13 protein-coding genes are annotated in these 16,408 nt (G+C 72.2%); 9 read left to right on the top strand and 4 right to left on the bottom strand.

Going from position 1 to position 16,408, the window contains the following annotated elements; genetic code table 11:
- The first annotated feature begins 163 nt into the window (after nucleotides 1-163).
- The 4 genes from CU044_RS36230 (at nucleotide 164) to CU044_RS36215 (ending at nucleotide 5,497) form a co-directional block, all read left to right on the top strand.
- A complete protein-coding gene (locus CU044_RS36230) occupies nucleotides 164-1,798 on the top strand; it encodes a hypothetical protein (RefSeq protein ID WP_240046045.1) in 1,635 nt (544 codons plus the stop codon).
- Nucleotides 1,795-2,988: a hypothetical protein gene (locus CU044_RS36225; RefSeq protein ID WP_129773054.1), complete on the top strand. Its 1,194-nt coding sequence runs from the start codon at nucleotides 1,795-1,797 to the stop codon at nucleotides 2,986-2,988. Before CU044_RS36230 ends, CU044_RS36225 begins: the two co-directional genes overlap by 4 nt.
- Nucleotides 2,989-3,110: 122 nt before the next feature.
- The gene (gene glnII, locus CU044_RS36220; RefSeq protein WP_129773052.1) at nucleotides 3,111-4,130 is read left to right on the top strand and encodes a glutamine synthetase; all 1,020 of its coding nucleotides are present in this window, start codon (nucleotides 3,111-3,113) and stop codon (nucleotides 4,128-4,130) included.
- A 650-nt stretch (nucleotides 4,131-4,780) separates the two neighbouring features.
- Nucleotides 4,781-5,497 carry a winged helix-turn-helix domain-containing protein gene (locus CU044_RS36215; protein ID WP_129773050.1) on the top strand — a complete coding sequence of 239 codons (717 nt, stop codon included), beginning with the start codon at nucleotides 4,781-4,783 and terminating at the stop codon, nucleotides 5,495-5,497.
- 62 nt (nucleotides 5,498-5,559) lie between these two features.
- Here the strand turns inward: CU044_RS36215 and CU044_RS36210 are convergent, their stop codons facing one another.
- Nucleotides 5,560-7,128: a PepSY domain-containing protein gene (locus CU044_RS36210; protein WP_129773048.1), complete on the bottom strand. Its 1,569-nt coding sequence runs from the start codon at nucleotides 7,126-7,128 to the stop codon at nucleotides 5,560-5,562.
- 59 nt (nucleotides 7,129-7,187) lie between these two features.
- The gene (locus CU044_RS36205) at nucleotides 7,188-7,979 is read right to left on the bottom strand and encodes a hypothetical protein (RefSeq protein ID WP_240046048.1); all 792 of its coding nucleotides are present in this window, start codon (nucleotides 7,977-7,979) and stop codon (nucleotides 7,188-7,190) included.
- A 115-nt stretch (nucleotides 7,980-8,094) separates the two neighbouring features.
- Here CU044_RS36205 and CU044_RS36200 point away from each other — a divergent pair, with 115 nt between their 5' ends.
- The gene (locus tag CU044_RS36200) at nucleotides 8,095-9,099 is read left to right on the top strand and encodes an NAD-dependent epimerase/dehydratase family protein (protein WP_129773046.1); all 1,005 of its coding nucleotides are present in this window, start codon (nucleotides 8,095-8,097) and stop codon (nucleotides 9,097-9,099) included.
- Nucleotides 9,100-9,166: 67 nt separating this feature from the next.
- Here CU044_RS36200 and CU044_RS36195 read toward each other — a convergent pair whose 3' ends face one another.
- Nucleotides 9,167-9,682 (bottom strand): DUF4259 domain-containing protein, encoded by a 516-nt coding sequence (locus CU044_RS36195; RefSeq protein ID WP_129773044.1) that lies wholly within the window; start codon nucleotides 9,680-9,682, stop codon nucleotides 9,167-9,169.
- Nucleotides 9,683-9,962: 280 nt separating this feature from the next.
- On the opposite strand from CU044_RS36195, the gene CU044_RS36190 reads away from it, so the two are divergent.
- From CU044_RS36190 to CU044_RS36180, 3 genes are all read left to right on the top strand, one after another.
- On the top strand, nucleotides 9,963-11,228 hold the full coding sequence (locus CU044_RS36190; RefSeq protein ID WP_129773042.1) for a sensor histidine kinase: 1,266 nt from the start codon (nucleotides 9,963-9,965) through the stop codon (nucleotides 11,226-11,228).
- A complete protein-coding gene (locus CU044_RS36185; RefSeq protein ID WP_129773040.1) occupies nucleotides 11,213-11,863 on the top strand; it encodes a response regulator transcription factor in 651 nt (216 codons plus the stop codon). The genes CU044_RS36190 and CU044_RS36185 overlap by 16 nt, the downstream gene beginning before the upstream one ends.
- Nucleotides 11,864-12,014: 151 nt before the next feature.
- Nucleotides 12,015-13,565, top strand: a complete 1,551-nt coding sequence (locus CU044_RS36180) for a DUF1996 domain-containing protein (protein WP_129773038.1) — start codon at nucleotides 12,015-12,017, stop codon at nucleotides 13,563-13,565.
- Nucleotides 13,566-13,707: 142 nt separating this feature from the next.
- Here CU044_RS36180 and CU044_RS36175 read toward each other — a convergent pair whose 3' ends face one another.
- On the bottom strand, nucleotides 13,708-14,187 hold the full coding sequence (locus CU044_RS36175; protein WP_193564160.1) for a hypothetical protein: 480 nt from the start codon (nucleotides 14,185-14,187) through the stop codon (nucleotides 13,708-13,710).
- A 90-nt stretch (nucleotides 14,188-14,277) separates the two neighbouring features.
- Here CU044_RS36175 and CU044_RS36170 point away from each other — a divergent pair, with 90 nt between their 5' ends.
- Nucleotides 14,278-16,383 carry a hypothetical protein gene (locus tag CU044_RS36170; protein WP_240046044.1) on the top strand — a complete coding sequence of 702 codons (2,106 nt, stop codon included), beginning with the start codon at nucleotides 14,278-14,280 and terminating at the stop codon, nucleotides 16,381-16,383.
- Nucleotides 16,384-16,408 lie beyond the last annotated feature (25 nt).

Below are 16,408 nucleotides of genomic sequence, written 5' to 3'. Positions count from 1 at the left end.
GGGCGGTGTCGAAAACCGGTGGCCGGGCGGGCAGGGGCCGGTGTTACGTTGCACAGGCCGGCCGCGGGCCTCCGGTGCGACTTCCGGGACATGCCTCTGAAGCAGTGATTTCGCTGTTCGCGCCTCCATTCCCCGGCCGGCATCCATCCCCGGGGGGACAACCATGGCGGAGACCTTCGCCGATCTGATCGCGGCCGAGGACGTACTGCTCTTCGTGAACGCGGCCGTCACGGCGACCGGACAGCGTGAGTTCCGTTCCGACGCTCACACGCAACGGCTCTCGCTCGGTTTTCTGCACGAGTACGTACGCGTCAACTACCGCCCGGTGTACGCCGCCGCGCTCGCGCTCGACATCAACGACCACAACGCCGCCCTGATCATCGAGCAGCTGCTGCGGACACCGGGCGAGGCGAGCGCGGAGGAGAAGCGTGCGGAGGGGCGGCTGATCGCCGCGCGGCTGACGCGGCTGACGCCGCAGCGCGTGTACCGGCTGTTCCGCGGCCTGCGGGCCGCCGGAGTCGGCAACCGCCGTACGCGCGCGATCCTGCGTGACTGGCTGACGGCCCGGCCGGATCTGGGACACGACGCGGTGAAGTACCGGGGCGCTCTCACCTCGGTGGCGCGCCACTTCCATCTGCCGCTCGGCCGGCTGCCGCTCGGCCGCCCTGCACTCGGCCGCCCGGCACCCGGCCGCCCGGCACCCGGGCTTCGGGCACCCGGGCGTCCTTCGGACGAGATAGGTGACTTCCTCTTCTCACCCGGCCGCCGCGACCGGTACGACCACCCTCTTCTCGACGCGTACCGCCGCGCCCACTTCGAGCAGGGCGCGCTCTACGAGCTGCCGTTCACCGTGGCCGAGGGGTTCGCGGCGAAGCACGGCATCGCCCGCGACGCGTTCCTGGAACGGATCCGGCACCGGATGACCCGGCTGGAGCGGCTGCGGACGGAGCGCGCCGCGAAGACCGTACGCCGGACCGATCTGACCGTCATGCCGCTGACCCGGCTCGCGCTCTACGTCCTGTCACTGACGCGGGACGAGCGGGTCGCCCGCCGGGCCGAGCTGACGCGCGCACTGCGTACGGCGGCGCTGCGCGTGGCCGGGCCGCACCGCCATACCTGGGGGCGCGTCGCCGCCGTACTGGACGACAGCTACTCCTCCTCCGGCTCGGGCGAGAAGCGCCGCCGTCCGCTCGGGACGGCTCTGGCCTGCCACTTTCTGCTGGAGGCGCTGGCTGCGCCGGGGGCGTACGCCGCGCTCTGGACCTCGGGAGGCACCGATCCGCTTCTGGTGCGCCCCTACGGACCGACGCCGCTCGGCACCCGGATCATCGACGCGCTCGATCATGCGCCCGACCGGCTCGTCATCGTCTCGGACGGCTGGGACAACGCGCCTCCGGGTCTGGCGGGCGAGGTGCTCCGGGTCTGGCGTACCCGGCTCGACCTGGAGGGGAGGACGAGTGTGGTTCATCTGAACCCTGTATACGACGCGGACGGATTTGACGTACGCCGGCTGGCCGCGAGCGTCCCGACGGCGGGGATACGGGACGCCGAGGATCTGCCGGCGCTGGTGGAGATCGCGCAGTTCGCGGAGGGCCGCACCGGACTGGCCGAGCTGCGGGCGTATCTGGACGGGCGCGTACGGCGGTTCGTGGACGACGATCTGTTCTGCCGCTTCCCCGGTGAGATGAGTGAGACGAGTGAGATGAGTGAGACGGTCGCGACGGGGGCGACCGGAGCGGGGCCGACGGACGAGGTGGACAAGATGGACGAGACCGCGCCGGAGGGGCGATCACGATGACCCGGCTCGATCTCACCGGCCTGACCACGCGCCCCGCCCAGGTCTGGGGCGGCATCCGTCTCGTACCCCTGGTGCGCGAGGAGCCGATGCCCGGTCTGCGGCTGCACCCCGAGATCTACGGCGCCTTCGGCGAGGTCCAGGTGGATCCGCGCACCCGTTATGTCTCGTACATCCCGCACGGAATCGTCGCCGACTGGTCGGGCGACGGCGGCCGGGAAGCCGCGTACGGCACCCAGCTCGACCCCCGGAACGGCGGGGCAGGGGAGAACGGCGGCATCCGGGAAGACTTCCGCCCCGAGACCGTGCCCGTACACCGTCACCACCGGATGGTGAAACGCGCGAAGGGCCGGAAGAGCGGCGCCGGGAAGAGCGCCTCGGCCACCCGCTGCCGGTTCCTCCCGCTCCATCTGGCGATGGAGGGCTATCTCGCGCTGCACTTCGGCGGGCCGTCCATCGCCTGGGACGAGTGGTCCCGGCAGGCGGTACGGCAGGGGCTGTCGCCACGCGCCGAGGACGCCTATCTCGGCCTGACCGTCCGGGGGCTCGCGGACGCGCTGCGCGTCTTCGAGATCCATCCCGGGCAGTGCGGGGTGATGGTGTACACGGCGGATTCGCTCGCCGCCGCCTTCGTCGTACCGCACCCCGAGGACTACCGCCTTCTGCACCCGACCCTCTTGCAGGACATGTACGGGGAACTGGTGCACCAGTACGCGTTCTTCGGCGGCCCGGTGCCGGAGTTCGAGGCGCGCGTCCGCGACGGCAGGTGGCTGGAGACGCTCGCCGATCTGCGGGCGGCGGCGCGGGCGCAGGAGCGGGCGTGGAGCGAGGCGCACGAGACGCTGCTCGCCCGTGAACTCCTCACCACGTCCTACTCCTTCGAGCGGGTGTACCGCATGGGCCCGTACGAACTGCACCGCTTCCTGCCGCCGTTCCACCGGCCCGGCGCCGGGCAGCCGGAGACGGAGCAGCACATCGGTGAACTCATCAGTGACCACAAGGGCCGTACGGCGTATCTCAAGACGTTCCGGCTGTCGGACGCGCAGATCAGACGCGGGCATCTGCTGAGCCGGCTGGCGGCCCACGACTGGCGACTGGACCGAACCGCCGAGGTGCTGGGCACCACCTCCGCCGAACTGGTGCGCAGGATTCACGCCGCCGGATTCGGCGCGCTGCTGAAACGAAGGAACTGAAACAGCGGAGATGAAACACAGGAAACCTGAGTAACGCGTGGTTCACAGAAGGGCAACAGCCGGGAAATCGCGGATTGCGAAGCTTCGGGGCATACCTGCTGCACCCGCAAAGGATGAGGCCCGTGACCTTCAAGGCTGAGTACATCTGGATCGACGGCACCGAGCCGACCGCCAAGCTGCGCTCGAAGACGAAGATCCTCAACGATGGCGCGGAGCTGCCCGTCTGGGGCTTCGACGGGTCGAGCACCAACCAGGCCGAGGGTCACGCCTCCGACCGGGTGCTCAAGCCGGTCTTCTCCTGCCCCGACCCGATCCGGGGCGGCGACGACGTCCTCGTCATGTGCGAGGTCCTGAACATCGACATGACGCCGCACGAGTCCAACACCCGTGCGGCGCTGACCGAGGTCGCGGAGCGGTTCGCGGGCCAGGAGCCGATCTTCGGCATCGAGCAGGAGTACACCTTCTTCAAGGGCGCCCGTCCGCTGGGCTTCCCCGAGGGCGGCTTCCCGGCCGCTCAGGGCGGCTACTACTGCGGTGTCGGCTCGGACGAGATCTTCGGCCGTGACATCGTCGAGGCGCACCTCGACAACTGCCTCAAGGCGGGTCTGGGCATCTCCGGCATCAACGCCGAGGTCATGCCCGGACAGTGGGAGTTCCAGGTCGGCCCGCTGGCGCCGCTGGAGGTGGCGGACCAGCTGTGGATCGCCCGCTGGCTGCTCTACCGCACCGCCGAGGACTTCGACGTGTCCGCGACGCTCGACCCGAAGCCGGTGAAGGGCGACTGGAACGGCGCGGGCGCGCACACCAACTTCTCGACCAAGGCGATGCGCGAGGGGTACGACGCGATCATCACCGCGTGCGAGTCGCTCGGCGAGGGCTCGAAGCCGCTCGACCACGTCAAGAACTACGGCGCGGGCATCGACGACCGGCTGACCGGTCTGCACGAGACCGCCCCCTGGAACGAGTACAGCTACGGCGTCTCCGACCGCGGCGCCTCGGTCCGTATCCCGTGGCAGGTCGAGCAGGAGGGCAAGGGGTACATCGAGGACCGCCGCCCGAACGCCAACGTCGACCCGTACGTGGTGACGCGGCTGATCGTCGACACCTGCTGCTCCGCGCTGGAGAAGGCCGGCCAGGTCTGACCCGTCGGCCCGTACGTACTCAGCTCACCGCACTCCGCGAGGGGGCGGCCGCCACCCGGCGGTCGCCCCCTCGTCGCGTCCGCCCGGCCACGGCGCACGGTGTCGACCGGTCACGCGCCCCCGGCCACGCGCCTGCGCCGTGTCGCCCATACACGCGCCCTGTCACCCACGCCCGCGCCGTGTCGCCCATACACGCGCCCTGTCACCCACGCCCGCGCCGTGTCACCCGCGCCTGCGCCCTGTCGCCCGCGCCCGCGCCGTGTCACCCGCGCCTGCGCCCTGTCGCCCGCGCTGTGACGCACGCGCCCCTGCCCTGTCCGTGAGCCGGCCGTCGCGCGCCCGCGACCCGCCACTGTGTCGGCTGTCACGGGCCCGCGCCGTATCGACAGCCGAAAGGGACCTGCTGCGCCCGTCCGCTTTCTGCTTCAATGGGGACATGGCCAGCTTCCAGCACCCCGCGACAGGTCGCTCCGACCTTGAGCCGTTCTGGCCGTCCCGGCAGCATCACGACTTCGACCGGGTGTGTTGCCGCGCGAGGAACGCGTCGGCCCTCTAAAGCCTTCTTTCCGGCCTTCGGCTGCCGCGCATGACGTACATCCCGTCCGTCCTGTCGATTCGACGAATCCTCCGCGCGAAAGAGCTGACCTCCCATGGCGAATCCCCGCCCCTTCTCCTCCGCGTCCGCGTCGGCGACTGCCACCGCGACCGCGGCCGCACTGAACCAGAAGCAGGCCGCGCCGGGCCGGCACCGGCTCCGAGCCGTCGACCGCGACGAGACCGCGCCGGTGACCCGGCCCGCTCTCCCGGCGCACCCGGCCCTCCCGGCAGGCGTCACGGCCGGACAGGTCGTGGACTTCCTGCCGCCCGGCGCGACCTGGCTGCCCGCGCCGCAGCACACCCTGCCCTCGCTGCCGGGACAGCCGCCGATGGTCGGCTATCTCGTCCTCGTACCGGCCGATCAGCACGCGGCGGTGCTGGCGGCGGCCTCGGCGCCCTACCTCGCCACCACGGAGACCGCCGGAGTCGGCGCCGGCGGCCCCGGCGCGGGCACCGACGGCACCGGGCCCGGGTCCCGGGCCGCCGGCGGCGGCCCCGTCTCGATCGACAGCGTCCGGCGGACCGCCGTCGTGGACGGCGAGCAGATGGACCTCACCTATCTCGAATTCGAGCTGCTCGCGCATCTGGTGGCCCATCCCCACCGGGTGCACACCCGCGACCAGTTGGTGACCACGGTCTGGGGCTACGGGCATGTGGGCGACGGACGCACCGTCGACGTCCATGTGGCGCGGCTGCGCCGCAAGCTGGGGGCGGCCCACCGCCACAGCATCCAGACGGTACGGCGCGTCGGGTACAAGTACACGCCCTGACAAGGGCCGGGCGGGTCGCGGGGGAACCCTGGCCGGGTCGGCAGGGCTCCCCCGCGATCCCGTCAGGTACGAGCCGTACCGGCCGTACGAGCCGTACGGGCGCGGACGCGGGCCCGCACGGCGAGCAGGGCGTCCAGGACGAGGAAGGCCAGCAGGCTGATGCCCAGCAGCGGCAGGAACCAGCCGACCAGTGCCACGGCCGCCGCGAGCGGCAGCAGCACGGTCATCGGCACCTTGCGCCAGGCACCGCGCGGTATCGCCCTGCCCGCGCTCAGCTTCCGCTCCTTGGTGGGTCTGCGCAGCCACCACATCCGGTAGCCCCAGCAGATGATGAGGATCAGCGAGAGGGCGAGCGCCGCGAGGGCCAGCTGGTTGGTGACACCGAGGAAGAGGCCCATGTGGGCGTCGATACCGAAGCGGGTGAGCTGGGCGAGCAACGGATAGTCGGCGAAGCGCAGTTCGTCCATGAGGACGCCGGTGGCGGGATCGATGGCGACCGAGTCGAGCCGCACGGGGAACTGGGTGTCGGTCTGCGCGACCACATAGCCGGTGCCCTCCGTCGGCAGGGTCACCGAGACCGGTCCGTCGAGCCCGGCCTGACGGGCGGCGACGACCACCAGATCGACACCGATGTCCCCGCCGGCCATGCCCTCCATACCGGGCATGTTCTCCATCCCCGGCATGGACTCGTGCCCCTCGTGGCCGCCGCCCGCGCCGCCGGTGCCCCCTTCGAGCGCGGCGGAGACGACGGGAGTGCCACCGCCCAGCTGGTCCTTGACCGAGCCGATGTTCTCGCCCGCGTACGCCGACCAGGTCAGCCCGGTGGCGGAGAGCAGCACCAGCCCGGTCGCGGCCCACAGCCCGAGGGAACCGTGCAGGGAGAGCGTTCTGCGCCGGCCGGTGGCCCCGCGCTCGGGGGTGAGCAGCGCGCGCTTCGAGGTGCGTGTGCGGGCGAGCCAGAGCAGTACGCCGCCGAGGGCGACCACCCACAGCCAGCTGGCGGCGAGTTCGCTGTAGACGCGACCCGGCTCGCCGAGCAGCAGATGGCGGTGCAGCTCGGATATCCAGGTGCGCAGCGGAAGAGCGCCCGAACTGCCGTAGCTGGTCAGCTCTCCCCGTACCTCCGCGGTGTACGGATCGACGAAGACGGCGAGGGACTTGCTCTCCTCGGCGTCGGGCGTGCTCATCAGGACGCGGGTGGTCGCGCCGTCCTCGGACGGCAGGCGTACGGAGGTGACCGTGCCGTCCGGGCGGGCGGCGCGGGCGGCTTCGAGCTGTTCGGAGAGCGGGAGGGTGCGGTCGCCGACCGGCACCCGCAGCTCGTGCCGGTAGACGACCTTCTCCGCCTGGTAGGAGAGCGCGTAGAGGAAGCCGGTGGTGGCGGCGATCAGCAGCAGTGGGGCGATGAGCAGGCCCGCGTAGAAGTGGAGCCGCAGGACGAGGGGGCGCAGGGCACTCCAGACGGAGGAGGCGCCGCTGCTGGTGGTGGCGCCGCTGCTGGTGCCGCTGCTGGTGCCGCTGCTGGTGCCGGTGCTGGTGTCCGTGCTTGTCGCGATCTCCGGCGCTTCACCGGCGGGGGTGGTCGGTCTGTCGTCGGTCTCGGGCCCCTGTACGGGGTCGTCAATGGCCATGACTGTCCTAGGTGTTGGCGTGGGCATGGGGAAGCGGACCCCGGGCCCGCCCTGCCTGCCTAAGGTCGGACAGTGATGACGAGGGCCGTAGCCGGGGCCGTGGCGCGAGAGCCACGGGGCGCGGGCGGTCCCCGCCGCGACAGGGTGTGCGCGAGAACGACGCCCCGGAAGCGGTGCGCCGCGGGAGCGTCGGCGGCGGGTCGTACCGCCCCCGATCGCCGGGGCGCGACGGGCGGCCGGGCCGCGGTCAGCAGCAGCCGGAGCGGGGAGAAGCCCAGGGCGCCGAGGGCGGTCGCGAGCCGGAAGAGCGCGGCTTCGCCCCGGGCCAGCCAGAGCGCGCAGACGGCCGCGGCGAGGAGATGGGCGGCGAGCATTCCCACTGGACCGTCCAGGCCGAAGGGGACGGCGGTGTCGAGGGGGAGGACGCCCGTCCCGGAGTCCTCCCCCATGCTCGCGCCCGTTCCCGCGCCCGAGCCGACGCCCATACCCATGCCGCTGCTTGTGCCGGTGCCCATGCCCGTACCGGTGGTGCCGCCGGTGCCATGAGGGGTGTGCCCCGGTGACCCGGAACCGGCCCCGGACCCGTACCCGCCGAACGGCAGCGCTCCGGCGAAGATCAGATGCAGTCCGCCCTGGACGGTGAGCAGCCCGGCCCCGATCGAGCGGAACCCGCGCCGCCGGCCGCCCGCGAGCCAGGCCGCGCCCGCGGTCACCCCGAACGCCGTCCACAGCGCGCCGAGCGGGATCTCATGCCCGGATGTGAACGAATGCCCCACCGCCGCCAGAGTCACGCATACCGCGGCGAACGCGGCGGCCCTCAGGGCGCGTATCGGTGATCCGGCGTCTGTCATGGTGCGCACATGCTGCCATCCTCACGGGTGTGTACGGCAGGTCCAGGGGCTCCACGATTCTTCTGGCAGCGAATTCCGCTGGCCCGGAAGCGGGCGCGCGGGCACAGTCGGTGCCATGAGACTCCTGATCCTGGGTGGTACGGAATTCGTCGGCCGCGCGGTCACGGAGGCGGCGCTCGCCCGTGATTGGCGGGTGACCGTCTTCCACCGCGGCCATCACGAGGCGCCCGCCGGTGTGACCACCCTGCGCGGCGATCGCACCGCGCCCGGCGGTCTCGCGGCCCTCTCGGACGGAGCCGGCACCTGGGACGCGGTCGTCGACACCTGGTCGGCCGCGCCGTCGGCGGTGCTCTCCTCGGCCCGGCTGCTGGCGGACCGCGTCGGGCGGTACGCGTACGTCTCCAGCCGGTCTGTGTACGCGAGCCCCGCCCCGGCCGGACTCACGGAGGACGGTCCCCTGGTGGAGGGCGCCTCCGCGGCGGCCGGGCGGACCGCGTACCCGCAGGACAAGCGGGGCGGCGAGCTGGCCGCCGAGGCGGTCTTCGGCGACCGCGCCCTGCTGGTCCGTGCCGGGCTGATCCTCGGGCCCGGGGAGAACATCGGCCGGCTCCCGTGGTGGCTGGGGCGGATCGCCCGGGGCGGCCCCGTACTCGCGCCGGGGCCGCGCGACAACCCCTTGCAGTACATCGACGCGCGTGACCTCGCCGAATGGACCCTGGACGCCGTACGGGACGGCCTGGGCGGCCCGTTCAACCTGGTGAGTCCCGCCGGGCACGCGAGCATGGGCGAGTTGCTCGACGCCTGTCTGCGCGTCACCGGATCCGACGCCGAACTGCGCTGGACGGACCCCGGGACGATCCTCGCGGCGGGGATCGAGCCCTGGACCGATCTGCCGGTCTGGATCCCGCCGGGCGAGATGCACGACACCATGCACGGCAGTGACGTCTCCAAGGCGCTTGCCACGGGCCTGCGCTGCCGCCCGGTGGCCGAGACGGTCGCGGACACCTGGTCCTGGCTCGGCTCGATCGGCGGCCGGGCCCCCCAGCGCCCGGACCGCCCGCAGGTCGGGCTGGCACCGGAGCTGGAGGCCACGGTCCTCTCCCCGCAGGGCGACAGCTAAGGGCTGTCCCGCAGGGCGTGTTACGGGAAGACCCGCCCGGCCCGCGACGCCCCGCGGGCGGGCGGCGCTACTGTCGCGGCACGCCCTGGACCGCCCCCGCCCGCCCCTCTGTCGCCGCGGTCAGCGCCCGCCGCAGCTCGGCTATCCCGTGGTGCCACGCGCCGTCCTCGCCGTCCGCCCTGACCCAGCGATCGCGCACCTCGGACCCGGCCACGCCCACCCGGTCCAGGGCCAGGAGCGCCAGCGCTCTCAGTTCCCCGGGAAGCCGGGGCAACGGCTCCTCGGGGCCGTACACCGACTCCGCGGGCGGCCCGCCGGGGCACTGCGCCGCGACCAGCGCCGCCGCGGCGACGGCCGCCGCCCCCACATCGCCGTCCAGCGGACCGCCCGCGCCATCGCCGCCGTCCCCGCCGTCCCCACTGTCCGACGGTCCCGCTGCTCCGTCCCCCTCACCCGTACCGATCGCGCGCAGCAGCGCCGCCCGCACGATCTCCGTCCGCTGCTCGACGGTCACTTCGTCCAGGTCGGCCGAGAAGTCCACCGCTGCGTCGTTGTCAAAATGGCCGGTGTCCCACGTGCCCATGGTCTGCCCCCTGGCTGTTCAATTTCGGTCGTTCCACCGCGGTCGTTCCACATCGGTCGATCCACATTCCGCACACCCCGTCGCACCGATCGTGCCAGGTGCCACTGACAATGCCGCAATGCCCGCGCGGGCCGGCCCGGGGTGTATCCAGCACCACCCCGGACAGGGGGCCGACCGGCTGCCGCCACCTGACCGCGCCGGTCAGACTGATGCCAGGTCCGGGGGTCGGGCCGCCGGAGGGCCGTCGGGCCGTCCGGGCCGCGAAGGGGAGAAGAACGCCATGGACAGCATGACGAAGAGGCCGGGCCCGCTGGTGTCGGCCGGGCGGGGACTGATGCTGTCGGTCGTCTCGCTGGCCGGATCGATCACACTCTTCGTGCTGACGGTGCTCTCCCTCGCCTTCATCCTGCTGGGCTTCGGGGTCTTCACCACCCCCTGGGTACTGACGCTGGTCAGGGCGCATGCCAATCAGCGCCGGCTGCTGGCCGCGCGGTGGTCGGGCGTACGTGTCCCCGTCCCGTACCGGCCCTTCCCCGCGGATGCGCGCACCGGCGTCACCGGCCGGGTGGAGCGCTGCTCCCTGATGCTGAAGGACCCGGCCACCTGGCGCGATCTCCAGTGGCTGATGGTCGACATGACGGCGGGCTTCTTCACCGCCCTGCTGTCCTGCGCCCTGCTCCTCTACGCGGTGGAGGGGTTCGTACTCGCCGCGGGCCTGTGGCGGGTGTTCGAGAACGACCGGTACTGGTACGCGTTCGTCCCGGTCAGCAGCCAGGCGACCGGTCTCGCCGCGGCGGCCCTCGGCGCGGTCCTGTTCGGACTCGGGCTGCGCTACAACGCGGATCTGCTGCGCGGCCACTTCCTGCTGGCCAAGACGCTCCTCGCGCCCACGGCGGACCAGGAGATGGCGCTGCGGATCGAGCGGCTCACCGAGTCCCGGCACGACGCGGTGGACACCTCCGCCGCCGAACTCCGCCGTATCGAGCGCGATCTGCACGACGGCGCGCAGGCCAGGCTGGTCGCCATGGGCATGGATCTGGGCACCGTCGAGGCGCTCATCGAGAAGGACCCGGCCAGGGCCAAGGTGCTGCTCGGCCAGGCCCGGCAGTCCTCCGCCGAGGCGCTCACCGAACTGCGCGATCTCGTACGGGGCATCCATCCGCCCGTACTGGCCGAGCGCGGTCTCGGGGACGCGGTGAAGGCGCTGGCGCTGCGGCTGCCGGTGGAGACCGAGGTGCGGGTGGAGCTGACGGGCCGGGTCGCCGCCCCGGTCGAGTCGGCCGCGTACTTCGCGGTGAGCGAGGCACTGACCAATGTGATCAAGCACGCGGGCGCCGACCGGGTGTGGGTCGACGTCTCGCACGCCAGGGGGATGCTGAAGGTCGCCGTCACGGACAACGGCGGCGGGGGCGCGGTGATCGGAACCGGCTCGGGGCTGAGCGGGCTCGAACGCCGACTCGGTACATTCGACGGCGTCCTGGCCGTCAGCAGCCCAGCGGGCGGTCCCACCATGGTCACCATGGAGATCCCTTGCGAGTTGTCCTAGCCGAAGACCTCTTCCTGCTGCGCGACGGTCTGGTACGGATGCTGGAGGCATTCGGCTTCGAGATCCTGGCGGCGGTGGAGAGCGGGCCCGAACTGACCAGGGCCCTGGCGGAGCTGGAGCCGGATGTCGCCGTGGTCGACGTCCGGCTTCCGCCGTCCCACACGGACGAGGGGCTGCAGTGCGCGCTCGCGGCGCGGCGCGCCAGGCCCGGTCTGCCGGTCCTCGTACTGTCCCAGCACGTCGAGCAGTTGTACGCGCGCGAGCTGCTGGCGGACGGCAACGGCGGCATCGGCTATCTCCTGAAGGACCGGGTCTTCGACGCGGACCAGTTCATCGACGCGGTACGCCGGGTCGCGGCGGGGGGTACGGCGATGGATCCCCAGGTGATCTCGCAGCTGCTCTCCCGGCGGGCGCGGGACAAGCCGATCGGCGGGCTGACTCCGCGCGAGCGCGAGGTGATGGAGCTGGTGGCGCAGGGCCGGTCGAACGCCGCCATCGCCGCCCAACTCGTCGTCACGGAGCGGGCGGTGGCCAAGCACACCTCGAACATCTTCGCCAAGCTGGATCTGCCGGTGTCGGACGACGACAACCGCCGGGTACTGGCGGTTCTCGCCTATCTGGACCACGGCAGGTGATTGGAGGGCATCCGCCCGGTTTGGCGCTGGAGATTTCTATGAATTCCCCCGGCGGCTGAACACCCCTTGAGCGAGGTCCGTATGGAACGGAGCGCTTCGATTCTCCCCTGCCGCGCTTTCCCGTAACCGGCGACGAAGCTTGAGGAGTTCCATGCCACGCACATCGAGAAAACGCTCCACACTGGCGAACCGGGCGATCGTCGCCTCGGCCGCCTTGCTCCTGGGCGGGGGTGGGCTGGTAGCGGTCAATGTCTACGCATCCGCGGGTGAGGGCGATTCCCACCGGTCCGCCCCACGGACCCAGAACGCCGGACAGTGGATGTCCACCATCGACTGCCCTGATGTGGCGACCCAGGATCAGCTGACGAATGTGCCGGATGCGGCGCGTCCCGAGGTCGACCGGAATCTTGCCCTCATCGACAGCCAGATCACCGAGGCGTACAAACGGTTCGCCGATGAGAAGGCCCAGATCCAGCGCGATCCGGGATTCGCCGACAATGCCATTCTCAATCCGCTGAAGGACAAGCGGGCGGCCACCCTTGAGCGGATCGCCCTCTCGATCGGCAGGGTGGCGGAACGGCCTCAGGGACTGGAGGGTCTCGCGCCCTGCACCCTGCGCGCTCAGGACGGCCAGGGCCAGAACGGCGGTCAGCAGGGCCAGAACGGCGGCCAGGGCGACGGCCAGGACCAAGGGCAGAACGGCGGCCAGGACGGCGGCCAAGGCGATGGTCAGGGCGACGGGCAGAACGGTGGCCAGGACGGCGGCCAGGACGGCGGCCAGGACGGCGGCGGTCAGAACGGTGGCGGCCAGGCCGGCAACGGCCCCGAGGCCTCCGACTTCGTCGACATCACCACCGTCCAGCCGAATGTCAAAAAGGCCAGAACCGCGCGCGGCGGCTCGAAGGGCACCTTCAGCACCAATTGCGGGGTCAACGAGGCCGGAAAGTTCAATTCGGACAATGTCATCGTCGCCCCAGGTGTGAGCAATGGTGCTCACCACATGCACGACTATGTCGGCAACCAGGCCAATGACGCGTTCGCGACCGACGACTCTCTCGCGGCCGGTGAGACCAGCTGCCGTAATCAGGGCGACAAGTCCACCTATTACTGGCCGGTGCTGCGTCTCCAGAATGGTCAGGACGAAGCCGACGCCAATGCGGACGGCGGCGGCAAGGAAGGAAATGTCGGCGAGATCCAGACGCCTTCCCAGGTGACCCTGACCTTCGCCGGCAGCCCGAAGTCCAAGGTCACCGCCATGCCGCGGTTCCTGCGGATCATCACAGGTGACGCCAAGGCGTTCACCAACGGTGATGCCAACGCGAATGCCTCATGGAGCTGCACCGGATTCGAGGACCGCCAGCTCAAGGACAAGTACCCGATCTGCCCCGAGGGCAGCCAGGTGGTCCGCAGCTTCAAGTTCCAGAGCTGCTGGGACGGCCAGAACGCCGACAGCGCCAACCACCGCACCCATGTGGCCTTCGCCGATCAGAACGGCCGCTGCCAGAACGGCTTCAAGGCGATCCCGCAGCTCCAGCAGCGTGTGGTGTACGACGTACCGCCGGGGCCCGGCTTCGCCGTGGACTCCTTCCCGGAGCAGCTGCACAAGCCCGTCACCGACCACGGCGACTTCATCAACGTCTTCGACGACAACCTGATGAAGAAGGTCGTGAACTGCATCAACGGCGGACGCAAGTGCAGGTGAGCCAAAGGCAGTGCCGGTGAGCCGGCGGCCCGCGGGCCGCTGACCCAGACCCGGGGGCCCCGGCTCCGTCCCTGTCCGGGGCCCCCGCCTTCCGCCTTCCGCCTTCCGTACCCTTCCCGCCCCCCATATCCGCGCTGCGCGGTCAGCCCGTGTGGTGACCGGAGTGCCCCTCGTCTCCCCCACCGCCACCACTTCCCCCCGAGTGGTGCGACGAGCCGGCCTCCACGGTCCCGCCGAGCCGGCCGCGCAGCGCCGTCACCACCTTGTCGTCACCGGCCGCGACCCACTTCCTGCCGACGAGATACGAACCGCCGTAGTCCTTGGCCTCGTTGATCCACTCGCGCAGACCGCGGTCGGTGGCGAAGGTGACCAGCACGTACTTCCCGTCGTCCGTCGTGCAGTTGCCCTGCCGCAACTCGTCGGCGTCGGTCTGGATGTTCGGCTCGCACTCCGCCTTGGAGGCGATCTGTTCGAGGCTCCCCGTCACCGTCTCCGGTGTCGTGGGAGCCTTTTCGCCGTTGCCGCCGTTGCCGCCGTTGCCTTCGTTGCCGCCGCAGCCCGCCGTCAGCGCCAGGGCCAGGGCCAGGGCCGCGAGCACCACCAGGGATCGTTCTGTACGCATGCGGCCATCGTCTCCCGGGACCCGGTCGCCGCGCGGCGGAACGGCCGGATTCCGGGGTGACCATCGGACCAATCGCTCGTTCTGCTCAACGTGCCCCCAGACAGCGCCGTCACCGCCTCGACCACCACCTCGACCACCGCCTCCGCAGCCGTTCCCGCGGAGACGTACGTACCCGGCGCGGCTCCCCTCGCCGCCCTCGGTGTCGAGCAGGCCGAGGCGGCACTCGTCGAGCACTACACCCGTCTCGTACGCCTCGCGTATCTCGTGCTGCCGCCGTCGCTCGGCCGCAACCGGCGCGTACTGACCGCGCACGCGCTCGTGCAGCGCTCGCTGCCGCGCGGGCGCGCGGCGGCGCGGTCCGCGATCCCGGCGCAGAGCCGCGCCGAAGCGGCCGGAGGGACCAGGGGCGCCAAGGGGACCAGGGGCGCAGAGGGGGCCGGAGGCGCCGCAACCGACGGCGGGACCGCGACCGGGGCGGGACGGAACCCCGGGTACGCGTACGTACGCGAGCGCGTGCTGCGCCAGGCGCTCGACGCCGGGCGGCCGATGCGCCGGCTCGCGCGTCCCCGGCTCGCCCAACTGCCTCCGCCGCTGCCGCGCGTCTGGGGGCTGCGGCTGTTCCCGCGCTCGGGCGGCGCCGATGAACTCGCCCTGGACCAGCGGCTCTCCGGCCTGTCGGGACCGGCTCGCGCGGCGTTCGCGCTGCGCGGTCTGGAGCTGCTGACCGACGAGGAGGTGCGCCGGCTGCTCCACGCGGCCGGGGCCGTGGACACGGAGACCGCGCTCGCCGAGGCGGCGGACGCAGCGGAACGGCGGATCGGCACGGCGGACCCCGTCGAGCTGTTGCGCTCAGCCGAGTTCGATCCCTGCTCGCTCCAGGCCAGGCCCACCGATCTGATGCGCCGCCGCCAGTACGGCAGGGCCGCGCTCGCCGCCGCCGCGGCCCTGCTGGTCTGCGGGACGCTCCTCGGTCTGCCGGGCGGCCGGGGCCCGGACGACGACGCGGACTCCCCGTACGGCCACAACGCCGCGGTCGCGGCGGCCCTCGACCCGGCCAGGGTGCGGCGGATCGCGCCCGCCGCGTGGCAGACCTCCGCCCGTACGGACTTCTCCGTCTGGCCCGCGCGCGGGCCGCTGGCCGAGGACCACGCGCTGCTGCGCCGGGCGCTGACGGCCTGGGCCGCGCCCGACGCGTCCGTCCACATCTCGGCGACGCCCGCCACGCCTTCGGGGCCGCCGATGGGATCGCCGCAGCTGCTGTACGGGGGGACGGTCGACGCGGCGCGGGTGGTGCTCTTCCACGACGGCCTGCGGGTGGTGCGGTACGCGGAGCCCGCGACCGGCGGCGAGGAGGTGGCCGCCCTCGACTTCGCGCGGGTCGACGGCGCGGGCGCCGCCGCCGCGGGGGCGCTGGTCGTCGGCCGCTCGGACGGCGAGGTGCGCTATCTGACCGCGCCATGGGTACGGAGTACGTCGGTCCGCGATCTGCTCGACCCGGCGGAGCCCGCGCGGCCCCTGCGGCGGGACGCGGACGGTGTGACCGATCCGCTGGCGAGCCCGGCGATGTCCCAGGACTGCCGCTCCTGGGACACGCTTTCCGTACGCGACGGCAGCGGCAGCGGCAGCGCCACGGAACGGCTGCTCACCGATCTCGGCGAACTGACGCCCGCCCGGCTGACGTCGGGGCCGCCGTCGGCCCCCGGCGACGTGACGTCCCCGGCCGACCGCGCCGCCTGGGCCAGGACCGCCTGTCTGCTGCCCGCGATGCGGTCCCACGGCGTACGGTCCGTGAACTCCTGGCCGTACGCGCGGCAGCCGCTGCCGGAGTCCAACGGCACCGCGACCTGGCTCTGCACCCGCGCGGACACCTGGCGGGGCACGGGGAGCCGGGTGCTCGCGCAGTTCCAGGCGCCGGCCCGGACCACGGCGCCCGGGGCCGTCGCCGCGCGCGCGGAGGACACACCGGCCTGTGGGGCACGGGAGTCACGGGTGCTGGCGGGCGTGCTGTGGAAGTCGCGGGGCGGCACGTGGTACGTACTGGCCGCCGGGAGCGGGCGGTTGGGCTCGGTCGAGGTGTCGGGCGGGGTACGGGGCAGTACGCCCGGGAGTCTGCTGGCGGTACGGGCGCGCGAGGGCGTACAGGCGGAGCTGTACGGCGAGACTCCCGACGGGACGCGGGTGGACGCCCTGCGCTGACCGGGCCGCACGCTCATGAGCGCGG

The sequence above is a fragment of the Streptomyces sp. L-9-10 genome (assembly GCF_004151105.1).
Taxonomy (GTDB): Bacteria; Actinomycetota; Actinomycetes; order Streptomycetales; family Streptomycetaceae; genus Streptomyces.
The sequence above is the reverse complement of the archived record's forward strand: the minus strand, read 5'-3'. Positions and strand labels throughout refer to the sequence as shown.

Bases quoted from the DNA above. Each gene is read 5' to 3' on its own strand.
- CU044_RS36230 (WP_240046045.1), top strand. From the start codon at position 164: ATGGCGGAGACCTTCGCCGATCTGATCGCGGCCGAGGACGTACTGCTC.
- CU044_RS36225 (WP_129773054.1), top strand. From the start codon at position 1,795: ATGACCCGGCTCGATCTCACCGGCCTGACCACGCGCCCCGCCCAGGTC.
- CU044_RS36215 (WP_129773050.1), top strand. From the start codon at position 4,781: ATGGCGAATCCCCGCCCCTTCTCCTCCGCGTCCGCGTCGGCGACTGCC.
- CU044_RS36210 (WP_129773048.1), bottom strand. From the start codon at position 7,128: ATGGCCATTGACGACCCCGTACAGGGGCCCGAGACCGACGACAGACCG.
- CU044_RS36205 (WP_240046048.1), bottom strand. From the start codon at position 7,979: ATGACAGACGCCGGATCACCGATACGCGCCCTGAGGGCCGCCGCGTTC.
- CU044_RS36200 (WP_129773046.1), top strand. From the start codon at position 8,095: ATGAGACTCCTGATCCTGGGTGGTACGGAATTCGTCGGCCGCGCGGTC.
- CU044_RS36195 (WP_129773044.1), bottom strand. From the start codon at position 9,682: ATGGGCACGTGGGACACCGGCCATTTTGACAACGACGCAGCGGTGGAC.
- CU044_RS36190 (WP_129773042.1), top strand. From the start codon at position 9,963: ATGGACAGCATGACGAAGAGGCCGGGCCCGCTGGTGTCGGCCGGGCGG.
- CU044_RS36180 (WP_129773038.1), top strand. From the start codon at position 12,015: ATGCCACGCACATCGAGAAAACGCTCCACACTGGCGAACCGGGCGATC.
- CU044_RS36175 (WP_193564160.1), bottom strand. From the start codon at position 14,187: ATGCGTACAGAACGATCCCTGGTGGTGCTCGCGGCCCTGGCCCTGGCC.